Genomic DNA, 6,891 nt, shown 5'->3' on the forward strand with positions numbered 1-6,891 from the left:
GTCCGGATCTATAGAATTAGCGTTTACAAAAATTAGATCCACTTGTTCAAATGAATCAGGATCAGATAGTTTTGATACGATTATTGATATGTGTTAATCATTAGAGAAGACTTCTCTGGAGCTTATCATTGAGAAAAAATAGTAAATTCCAATGATCTATGCGAAAAATAACGCAAAGACTTTTCAGATGAAAATGAAGTATATATCCTTTGTAGAGAAAAATATCAAAAGATTGCAAATTCCTTCTCAGAATTTGTTGAATTATACCTGAATGATTCTAAAGAATTAAAATTATAGGCCAGCATAGATCTTGTTGAGAATGCAAACAACCTGTACTTTCCTGCTTTAGCGCCCCTGTGACATCATTTGGATTCTAATCCCATACTGTTGCTAAGACTGCATTTGCAGTAGTTCCGTCATTAACCCGTTAAGAGATATGGCAGTAATGTCTGATGTCATAGAAAACCTATCCTGACCGGAATAAACAACAAATTTCTTTTCAGGATTGATATCCTGACAGGCTAAATGAAATCCTTTTGAAAGACTTGGTGAAGAATTCCGTTTAATTTCAATAGCCCACTTTTTGCTGCCGGAAAACTCTAGGATGAGGTCAATTTCTCCAAGGTTGTAAACGGGGTACCAACAATAAGTCGACCATTAAATCCAGATACCGGCTAATTGTTGGGGAGGTTAATTCAAAGCTTTTAGCAATTTGTGAAGCATTGGTAATTCCTCCCTGAAGATGTGCCAGCATGGTGTTACTTCGCTGATATTAATAGCGATAGTAGTCTTTCCAACTTGACGAGGTCCCATCAGTGCTACTGAGGCACTTCTTTTGAGTGCTTCCTCCACTTGCTTTTCTACTCTTCTTTTAATCATCCGTGTAAATTTAATATTACATTATCCATCCTACAAAGTCTCTTTTAACCAGCTAAAAAATTCCCTTTGCCATACCAGTCCATTATGCGCATGCAATACCCAGTGGTTCTCATTTGGCAGATATAATAATTTACTTTTGATACCCTTTAACTGCGCAGCCTGAAAAGCCTCCAGCCCTTGTTCAATCGGAACACGAAAATCAATACCACCCTGAATAACCATAATCGGTGTATTCCATTTACTGATGTAATTAGAAGGGTTAAATTCAGTATAGCTTTTAGACACAGGGTTACTCCAGTAATTACCACCCAGATCAAAATTAGCAAACCAAAGCTCTTCGGTTGTACCATACCAGCTTTTCATATCAAACAACCCATCATGAGCAATAAAAGTTTTGAAACGATTATTGTGGATGCCAGCCAGCATATATACGCTGTACCCACCATAACTCGCACCTACACAACCCAATCTATCTTTGTCAACATAACTCTCTTTCGATACATCATCAATAGCCGAAAGATAATCTTGCATAGGCTGCCCACCCCAGTCTTTAGCAATAGCCTCATTCCATTCAACACCCCATCCAGGCATACCACGGCGATTAGGAGCCACAACAATATACCCATTTGCAGCCATCAACTGAAAATTCCACCGAACACTGTAGAACTGTGTTAAAGAAGATTCCGGCCCACCCTGACAATACAATAACGTCGGATATTTTTTAGCAGGATCAAAGTTTGGCGGATAAACTACCCATACACCCATTTCCTTGCCATCAGTCGTTTTTACCATACGCAGCTTAGTATCACTTATGGCAATACGAGCATAATCTGCATCATTTGCATGGGTAACAGCCTTCATGTTCCCAGATTTCAAATCCACGTTAAATAATTCAGTTGCATGATTCATATCCGTACGGGATACAATTAAATGATCTCCATTTTGTGCAGAAATACCTGTAATGTCAAAAGCACCCTTAGTAATTTGTATAACCGGGGGCGAGATACGAGCCATGAGATTTGCAGGAACTTTTACCGAAAACAACTGTTTCGTTCCTTTAATTGCAGCATTAAAGAAAATATGGTCGCTGTTGGTACTCCAGGAAAAGCCACCGTCAACAGTTTCATCCCATGCAGAGGTCACATTCATTTTAACCTTGGTGGCCCAGTCCATAACCACGACGTCATTTTTATCTGCTTCATAGCCATCACGTTTCATGCTTAACCACGCCAGTTTTTTGCCATCTTTACTGAAAGCAGGAGCCATATCATATCCCATCATCCCTTCTGTAAGATTGGTCGTTTTTGCATCTCCTATATGATAAGCATAAATGTCGGTATTGGTGCTTTGAGCATAGGCCTTGCCGATCTTCTTTTTGCAAACGTATAGGATCGATTTACTGTCGGGGCTAAAGATGAAATCTTCTGCACCACCAAATGGTTTCTGAGGCGCATCATAAGGTTCGTTCTCTAAGAGGTCGCGAACAGGCGCACCCGTATTATTGGTGCTTGAAACGAAAACATGAGAAACCTTTCCTTCATTCCAGGCGTCCCAATGGCGGATGTTTAAATCAGTATAAACCTGCGCTGTACTTTTCGGAACGTCATTATAAATTTCCTTACCCAAAACCTTAGAAAAGCTGATGGTTTTAGAAAATGCAATCCATAGACCATCAGGAGAAACAACCACATTTTCAGCATCTTTCAATTGCGACGAAACTGTTTTCCAGGTTTTTCCCATATTCGTGCTTAAGAAAAGTTCTGCGCCTTTTATAGCATAAATACCATTTTTATCCCATTGAACAAACGTTTTGTCACCCAATAGATCCGTCTTTGTTTGTTGTCCGTTATCAACATTCAGAAGGAAGTATTGGTTGCTTGTCTTTTCGGTAGTCAAATCAGTCTTACCTATTTTATAAAAAAGTATTTTACCATCCGGACTGTTACCTAAAGTGGCGACTTTACCTAAGGACCAAAGTAATTCAGGTGTCATCACATTCTTTTCCTGACCAAACAGGATGAGCGGCATGATGAACAAAAGCAGTAGTGATATCTTTTTCATTGATGGTTTTATTAGAATACAATGTTTTGTGCTACAAAAATGAATTATTTAATTGAAAATTAGCGGTGATTTCTTTTATGCATAGACATTTTTGCCATTATAACTTCTTACGCTGTTAATGACCGGTCCTTTCAACCCATCTCCGGTAACTCAATTCAAATTTAACCTCACCATTAGGATAATTGCCAACTCTGGTCCAACCCTGAAGATGATAGAACCGCTCTGCACGTGTATTCGGTGCTGTGCCTAATTCAACATTGTCTTTGGTTTGTTCAAAATACCAATCCATCATTAGCCTATGCAGTTCCTTTCCAATCCCTTTTTCCGCAACTCTAAAAATCATATTTACGAACTTATAAACTTTAACAAATAGCTGTGAGCATTTCAGATTGATATTTTGATATCAATATATTATGATGTGTATGTATTTCTAAACTCCTCTAAACTCTTATAAAACTCCACCTGAGGAAAGCCCTTCACTTCCTTCGACCCCTTCCAGGTCAAATGCACCACCGCAAACTCCCTGCTGTCATCCTCTTTCCTGGTCACAAACAGCACATCATGACTTCTCTGATCAAAGCCCAAGGCCGACAACTCAAAACCCACTAAATCATGTTCGTTTGGCCAGAGGCTATAAAAACCAAAAAACGATCTGTAAACACCCACCTCTTTTTTTACCTCCTTTTCATAGGCCAGTTTTTCCTCAATGGAAACCGGTTCCCAAGGCTCCTCAAGAAAAGGCCTCGGTTCCTTCTCCAGAAAGAAATCCTCCAATACATGCCTGTCTACCCCCGCGATATCAATTCTTTTTGCCTCATCTAAAACCTCCTTTACATCATGAATAGTAAACCCGCCGGCAGCAAAAAGAAAATAACCATTTTCCAACTGAACACTCAGCTTCAATGCCTCCCATTGATCATAATCAGGCTTGCCTGCCGACCAAAATTTCCAAACCGCTTTTTGAACATACTTGTAGTAAGCATCTGTTGGTAAAAAATCACCATACAGCCCGCCCATACTTTCATCACCCACATGCAGTTCTGTAGATCCTATGCATCGTTCACATGAGAATATTTTGGCTTTCATCTGGAGTCTGGTTAATTATCCCTAAATATAATAGGTTTTGGAGAAATTGACTAGGCTATTGAAGAAGTTCATAAACCTGGTTTCCTTTAAAATAATTATCCCGATATTGTAATAGTAAACTAACGCATACACTCATGGCACTAAAACTTATACAAAGAGGAAGCAGCGGGCCAGCTGTAAAAGACTGGCAATTCTTTCTGTCCGGTCAAAACCTCTATTCCGATATTGCCGATGGAATATTCGGCCAGCATACTTATGATGGCACCGTCGCATTTCAAAAGCTAAGCGGCATTAAAGTAGATGGAATAGTAGGAAATAATACCTACGGAGCCGCCATGCTCAAAGGCTTCAATAAAGTCCAGGACGATCGCGATATAAAAGAAAGCGCCAACTGGCCGCCAAAACCAAATTTCCCTTCCGTAAACAGCAATTCCATCAGGCAACAAATGTTCGGAAAAATGGAGTACATTTCCCAACCCCAGCCAGATAATCCCGAACACATCAAAATCACCAATAACTGGGCACAGAATATCGTCACTGTAAGTATTCCACAACTAAAGGGCATACTCAAAAGACCAGAAGTTCAATTCCATAAAGCAGCAAAAGATCAGCTTATTGCCCTTTGGGCGAGGTGGGAGCGAGACGGAATGCTCGACGTGGTTAAATCATGGGAGGGATCCTACGAGCCACGCTTCGAAAGAAACAGCAGAACCGTGCTCAGCAACCATGCCTTTGGCACCGCCTTCGACATCAACGAAAAATGGAACAAATTCCATACACTCCCCGCACTGGTCGGCAATACAGGAAGTGTGCGAGAACTTGTTCCAGCCGCTAATGAACTCGGATTCTATTGGGGAGGTCACTTCAGCAGACCAGATGGCATGCATTTTGAAATTGCAAAATTGTTATAGTCACCAAAAAATCAACCATGAAAAACTTAATCATTTTTTTAGCTTTGATATGCCTTCACTTCAGCAGCTACAGTCAAAAGAAAAAAGCACGGCCCATTCCACTTCCGCCACTCAAAGAGAGTATCGTAGAATTTTCCAGGGATACACTTTCGCTGCGGCAGTATGCATTACCGATTTTATTCCAATGGAAAATGAATGCAGATACCACCCTTAAACCCAATACCGTTTTTAAAGAATTGATTAAGCTGACTTACGGGCAAACCGAAATTAATGGTGAATATAGCCTTGAGCCATTAACACTAAAAAAATCAAAGCCGGGCAAAGCTGTTCCGGAAATCAATATTCCTAAAAAGATCACCAGGGTTGGTTACTACGATGCGGAAATTTCAAATGGCGTTGTCATACTCAAGGGAGAGAGAACCCTGTCGTTAAAAATTTTCTACAACAAAAATATGCAAGTGAGCTATTTGAAGGATTTAGCTAGTGGAGCAATATATAAGCATATTCCGTCAGAAGAGCATCCAGTTACCGTTCGTGGTCATTAAGAATTGGTTTTGCCTGCAAATAATAATAATGTAATCAATAGGAGAACATGTATTTAATAACGACATAAAAATCCTGAAATTACGCAAAGGAAGTACTGATCAGTGGAAAGCGAATTAATGACCCAAAACACGCGTACAACTCAAAAAATCAGGAGCCGTGATTCCCGCCGCTAGGCCACCAAATATACAGAAGCCCGCCACGATAAACAGTGGAATAGCTGCTATCATATAATACACTGGCCTGCTTTCCCTAACCTGGATAAAATACTCCCTGTAATCAACCAGCTTTGCAGGAAACAAACTTGCTGCCAATTTCTCAAAAGAAGAAACGTTTGATCCCTCTACGATGTTCAAACAATAGCTTCCACGATCAGCAGAAAAACGATTCATTTCCATTCGTGCCGTTTCAAAGCCATTGAGGTGCGGACTAAAAACAGATCTGGGTAAAGGAATATTTTCACCTGAGGGAACTTGATGTAATTTCAACTGGAACTTATCTACAGGCGTACGCCTGAAAAGCTTTCCCTTTTGCCATATCGCATAAATTCCCGGCCTGGTGATTTCAAATGACACCTCTTTTTGGGTAAAAGGAATCTCAACGATCAACTCACCATTAAACACCCCTTTAAGCATCCTGATGGCTTTAACCAGAATAAATACACCAACAGGCACCAGGCAAAAAAATAAAATCCTGAATATGATTAATTCCACCTCTAAAATTGCGTTAACAAACATAGAAACCCTGCTTTTGAGACTTTCTATACTTAATAAATAATTCAATGTCTAATATAACAACTTAACCTACATTTTGTTATGCCACCGACCAGGTAACCAAAAACAATTAGAAGACAATGACTAAATTTGGATTCGTAAGAATTAATTTACCAGATGCATAAACAACTTCCTATAACCGTTAAAGGATATTACTATCAAACAATGATGAAAACTGCCTATATGTGGCTTCCGGTTTTTGCAATTGTAATTTTGATATGTTCGTTCTTTGAAAAATTACGCTTTGTTTTATATCCAACCGTGGTTGCTGCAACCTATACTTTAATTATTAATCAACTGAAAAAGAAATCTATTCAAGTATGTTTTGAAAATGATGAAATAGAATTGAATGGTATCCGTATCCCAATATCTGATATTGAAGAGTATTATATTTCCTTGCCCTTAAATGAACTGTTAATGCTGAGGCTGAAAACAAAATGTAAAAGCGAAGCGGTATTTCTTGAAAAAGAATCAAAAGAAGCTATTGAGATTTTTTTTAGTAATGTTAACATTAAATCTAAGAAAAATGGCTACGATACTTATTTGAAATACAGCCATTTAATATTGCCTTTCGCAGGTTTAATTATTTGTGCAGTCGTTTATAAACTGTATAACTACATCTTTTACGCAGTTAATTA

8 protein-coding genes are annotated in these 6,891 nt (G+C 39.1%); 3 read left to right on the forward strand and 5 right to left on the reverse strand.

The genetic code is table 11. The features are described 5' to 3' along the window. Positions 1–690 precede the first annotated feature (690 nt). The 4 genes from DBR11_RS22210 to DBR11_RS22225 all read right to left on the reverse strand — a co-directional run bounded on the left by DBR11_RS22210 (position 691) and on the right by DBR11_RS22225 (position 4,026). Positions 691–879, reverse strand: a complete 189-nt coding sequence (locus DBR11_RS22210) for a hypothetical protein (RefSeq protein WP_108554804.1) — start codon at positions 877–879, stop codon at positions 691–693. Between the two features lie 30 nt (positions 880–909). Continuing rightward, complete coding sequence (locus DBR11_RS22215; RefSeq protein ID WP_108554805.1) at positions 910–2,940, reverse strand: S9 family peptidase; 2,031 nt, start codon at positions 2,938–2,940, stop codon at positions 910–912. A gap of 115 nt (positions 2,941–3,055) precedes the next feature. Beyond that, entirely contained in the window at positions 3,056–3,283 is a 228-nt protein-coding gene (locus tag DBR11_RS22220; RefSeq protein ID WP_199233921.1) for a GNAT family N-acetyltransferase, read from the reverse strand. A 68-nt stretch (positions 3,284–3,351) separates the two neighbouring features. Next, on the reverse strand, positions 3,352–4,026 hold the full coding sequence (locus tag DBR11_RS22225) for a hypothetical protein (protein ID WP_108554806.1): 675 nt from the start codon (positions 4,024–4,026) through the stop codon (positions 3,352–3,354). A gap of 134 nt (positions 4,027–4,160) precedes the next feature. Here DBR11_RS22225 and DBR11_RS22230 point away from each other — a divergent pair, with 134 nt between their 5' ends. Further along, on the forward strand, positions 4,161–4,937 hold the full coding sequence (locus DBR11_RS22230; protein WP_108554807.1) for a M15 family metallopeptidase: 777 nt from the start codon (positions 4,161–4,163) through the stop codon (positions 4,935–4,937). Positions 4,938–4,954: 17 nt separating this feature from the next. Continuing rightward, complete coding sequence (locus tag DBR11_RS22235; RefSeq protein ID WP_108554808.1) at positions 4,955–5,482, forward strand: hypothetical protein; 528 nt, start codon at positions 4,955–4,957, stop codon at positions 5,480–5,482. A gap of 114 nt (positions 5,483–5,596) precedes the next feature. Here DBR11_RS22235 and DBR11_RS22240 read toward each other — a convergent pair whose 3' ends face one another. Next, positions 5,597–6,217, reverse strand: a complete 621-nt coding sequence (locus DBR11_RS22240; RefSeq protein ID WP_108554809.1) for a hypothetical protein — start codon at positions 6,215–6,217, stop codon at positions 5,597–5,599. A 153-nt stretch (positions 6,218–6,370) separates the two neighbouring features. On the opposite strand from DBR11_RS22240, the gene DBR11_RS22245 reads away from it, so the two are divergent. After that, positions 6,371–6,891 (forward strand): hypothetical protein (locus tag DBR11_RS22245; RefSeq protein ID WP_108554810.1); only part of this gene is annotated, 521 nt, incomplete at its 3' end.

This window comes from Pedobacter sp. HMWF019 (assembly GCF_003061025.1).
Lineage (GTDB): Bacteria > Bacteroidota > Bacteroidia > Sphingobacteriales > Sphingobacteriaceae > Pedobacter.

Excerpts from the sequence above, each read along its gene's own strand:
- DBR11_RS22210 (WP_108554804.1), bottom strand. The coding sequence starts at position 879 with ATGATTAAAAGAAGAGTAGAAAAGCAAGTGGAGGAAGCACTCAAAAGA.
- DBR11_RS22215 (WP_108554805.1), bottom strand. The coding sequence starts at position 2,940 with ATGAAAAAGATATCACTACTGCTTTTGTTCATCATGCCGCTCATCCTG.
- DBR11_RS22220 (WP_199233921.1), bottom strand. The coding sequence starts at position 3,283 with ATGATTTTTAGAGTTGCGGAAAAAGGGATTGGAAAGGAACTGCATAGG.
- DBR11_RS22225 (WP_108554806.1), bottom strand. The coding sequence starts at position 4,026 with ATGAAAGCCAAAATATTCTCATGTGAACGATGCATAGGATCTACAGAA.
- DBR11_RS22230 (WP_108554807.1), top strand. The coding sequence starts at position 4,161 with ATGGCACTAAAACTTATACAAAGAGGAAGCAGCGGGCCAGCTGTAAAA.
- DBR11_RS22235 (WP_108554808.1), top strand. The coding sequence starts at position 4,955 with ATGAAAAACTTAATCATTTTTTTAGCTTTGATATGCCTTCACTTCAGC.
- DBR11_RS22240 (WP_108554809.1), bottom strand. The coding sequence starts at position 6,217 with ATGTTTGTTAACGCAATTTTAGAGGTGGAATTAATCATATTCAGGATT.